3 protein-coding genes are annotated in these 2,245 nt (G+C 70.7%); all 3 read right to left on the bottom strand.

Going from position 1 to position 2,245, the window contains the following annotated elements; all coding sequences use genetic code 11:
- Positions 1-105: 105 nt before the first annotated feature.
- The 3 genes from EYA84_RS30800 to EYA84_RS30790 are packed head-to-tail and all read right to left on the bottom strand — an operon-like array spanning position 106 to position 2,106.
- The gene (locus tag EYA84_RS30800) at positions 106-1,122 is read right to left on the bottom strand and encodes an amidohydrolase family protein (protein WP_131057721.1); all 1,017 of its coding nucleotides are present in this window, start codon (positions 1,120-1,122) and stop codon (positions 106-108) included.
- Positions 1,123-1,124: 2 nt separating this feature from the next.
- Positions 1,125-1,649, bottom strand: a complete 525-nt coding sequence (locus EYA84_RS30795; RefSeq protein ID WP_131057720.1) for a 3-hydroxyanthranilate 3,4-dioxygenase — start codon at positions 1,647-1,649, stop codon at positions 1,125-1,127.
- Positions 1,642-2,106: a RidA family protein gene (locus tag EYA84_RS30790; RefSeq protein ID WP_387261691.1), complete on the bottom strand. Its 465-nt coding sequence runs from the start codon at positions 2,104-2,106 to the stop codon at positions 1,642-1,644. Before EYA84_RS30790 ends, EYA84_RS30795 begins: the two co-directional genes overlap by 8 nt.
- Positions 2,107-2,245: the final 139 nt, after the last annotated feature.

Below are 2,245 nucleotides of genomic sequence, written 5' to 3'. Positions count from 1 at the left end.
GCGCTGTGCTCCGCGCGCCGCACGCTGCGTGCCGAGCGCGCTGCGTGCCGAGCGCCGAGCGCCGGGGCGTGGTGTTAGGAGGGGACCCCTGCTATACACGAGGCGTTAATAAGGTGCCCTTCCTTGCAGGAAGTGCAGGGCGTTACCGGCCAGCAGGCGGGCGCGCTGGGCGTCGGTGAGGAAGTCGGCCTGGTGGACGACCCGCCCGGCCGGACGCTCGCCCAGCGGGTACGGGTAGTCGCTGCCGAGCAGCACCCGGTCGACGCCCATGGTGTCGACCAGAAGCCGCAGCGCCGGGGTGGAGAAGACCACCGAGTCGACGTAGAACCGGTCCAGGTAGCTGCTGGGCGGGGCGGCGGAGGCACCGCGTACCAGGTCGCCCCGGCGGCGCCAGGCGTTGTCGGCGCGCCCCAGCCAGAACGGGAAGCTGCCGCCGCCGTGGGCGAAGCAGATCCGCAGCGTCGGCGGCACCTTGTCGAAGACCCCGCCGAGGATCATCGACAGCACCGACAGGTGCGTCTCGGCGGGCATGCCGGTGAGCCAGCGCGCCATCCACCGGTCGAGCCGGGGCCCGCCGGGCATGTCCCACGGGTGCACGAAGACCGGCGCGCCCACCTCGGCGCAGTGGGTCAGGAACGTCACGATGCCGGCGTCGTCCAGGTCCCGGTCGCCGACGTGGTTGCCGATCTCCACGCCGACGTGCCCGGCCGCCAGGCAGCGGTCCAGCTCGGCGCAGGCCGCGTCCGGGTCCTGCAACGGCACCTGGCAGAACGGCAGCAGCCGGTCGCCGCCGGCCGAGGTGACCTCCAGGGTGAGGTCGTTGAAGATCCGGGCCACCCGGACCGCCTGGTCGGCCGGGCGGTCGTAGCCGAAGAACACCGGCGTGGGCGAGACCACCTGCACGTCCACCCCGTCGGCGGCCATGTCGGCGAGGCGGGTCGGCGCGTCCCAGCACTCGGCGCCGACCGGCCGGAACTCGGTCTCCCCCACCATGATCATGGCCGCGCGTTCCGAGTCGACCCGCAGCCAGGGCCACCCGGACCCGCCGCAGGCCGCGGCGAGGTCCGGCCATCCCCTGGGTACGACGTGGGTGTGCACGTCCACCACGGAGGGTGTCGCCATCGTCAGCCCTTACCCGGGTGCAGCGTGCCGCACCGCTCGCAGGTCCGTGCCGCCTCGTCGGTGTAGAAGGCGCCGAAGACGGGCGGCAGGTCGGCGGCGATGTCGCGGACCTGCAACTCGACCTCGTGCACCTTGTGCCCGCACTCGGGGCAGTACCACTGGAACTTCTCCAGCGTCCCCTCGGCGCGTACCCGCTCGACCACCACGCCGATCGAGCCGGGCTCGGGACGCTGCGGCGAGTGCGGGGTGTTGCGCGGCAGCATCCACATCTGACCCTCGCGCACGTGCACCGTACGCGGCCCCTCCGGGGTCATCAGGTTGATGTGCATGTTGCCCTTGACCTGGTAGAAGAACTCCTCGTACGGGTCGACGTGGAAGTCGGTGCGCTGGTTGGGCCCACCCACCACCATGACGATGAAGTCGTCGGAGCCGGGGAACATCTCCTTGTTACCGACCGGCGGCTTGAGCAGGTGCTGGTTGTCGGCGATCCAGCCGGGAAAGCTGAACGGCTCGGCGATCTCACTCACGACTACCTCCTCCGGGAAGCAGGGCCACGGCTTGCATCTCGATCAGCAGGTGGGGATGCGGCAACTGGTGCACGGCCACGGTCGTCCGGGTCGGCCCGGTGGCGTCGAAGAACTCCGCCCACACCTGGTTGTACCCACCGAAATCATTCATGTTGACCAGGTACGACGTCACCTGCACCAGGTCGGTCAACTCGGCGCCGACGGATCTCAGCAGGTCACCGATGTTCTCGATGACCGCGCGCGTCTGCACCCGGATGTCCAGGTCGGTGGTGCCGAACTCGTCCACCGACACGCCGGCGAAGCTGTTGTCCGGCAGCCGGGACGACGTCCCGGACACGAACACGAACCCCCCGGCCACCTTCACGTGCGGAAAGGCCCCACGAGGCACCGCCTTCCCCGCAACCACCCGCCCCCCGTCACTCCCCACACCACACCCCCACCAACGAACCCCGACCACCCGGCCGAGCAACACAAGCGCCAACCACCTGAGCCGCACCCCCACCCGGCGGAGCAACGCGAACGCCAACCGAGTCAGGGGTTCCGGGCAGCCCGACCGGCGCAGGGATCAAGCCTGACCGCCCGGAGCCGGTCGGGCT

The organism is Verrucosispora sp. SN26_14.1, assembly GCF_004307965.1.
Lineage (GTDB): Bacteria > Actinomycetota > Actinomycetes > Mycobacteriales > Micromonosporaceae > Micromonospora.
The sequence above is the reverse complement of the archived record's forward strand: the minus strand, read 5'-3'. Positions and strand labels throughout refer to the sequence as shown.

Coding starts and splice junctions, on each gene's coding strand:
- EYA84_RS30800 (WP_131057721.1), bottom strand. CDS start 1,122: ATGGCGACACCCTCCGTGGTGGACGTGCACACCCACGTCGTACCCAGG.